Raw genomic sequence first — 499 nt, 5'->3', positions numbered from 1 at the left:
CTGACTTCGTTTGTCAAGCTACTTCTTTAAATGTACTTAATCCAGGGTTAAACTGTGGATGGATTCCTTCAAACATTACTTGTCCGCATGAAGTAATCATTGAAATTGATTCTTTACCTTCTGCGGATACTCCTGACACATTATTTTTAGCGTGTTATTCTGATATTCCTGCACCAGATCCATCGATTATCACAAACGTTACAGATGATTACACTCCAAATCCTACAGTAACTTACATTGGAGAGGTTTCAGATGGGAATACTTGTCCAGAAACATTTACAAGAACATACCAAGTTGCTGACACATGTAATTTCGTTGAGAGATACCACATTATTGTAGTTAACGACACTATAGATCCAGTGTTGGAAGTTGCTCCAGCGAATTTAAATGTTTCATGTTATTCTGATGTCCCAATTATGGGAACTTTAGCTTGGACAGACAATTGTCTTGGCGCTGGAAATATGGCAGGTGTTGAAGTTTCAAGTGGAACAACTTGTCC

Annotated in this window: 1 protein-coding gene; it reads left to right on the top strand. The window is 38.1% G+C overall.

What is annotated here, in order from left to right:
- A partial coding sequence (locus C6368_RS17110) for a hypothetical protein (RefSeq protein WP_159038682.1) occupies positions 1-499 on the top strand: 499 nt, incomplete at both ends.

Origin of the sequence: Brumimicrobium mesophilum (genome assembly GCF_003025005.1) — a bacterium.
Taxonomy (GTDB): Bacteria; Bacteroidota; Bacteroidia; order Flavobacteriales_D; family Crocinitomicaceae; genus Brumimicrobium; species Brumimicrobium mesophilum.
The sequence above is the reverse complement of the archived record's forward strand: the minus strand, read 5'-3'. Positions and strand labels throughout refer to the sequence as shown.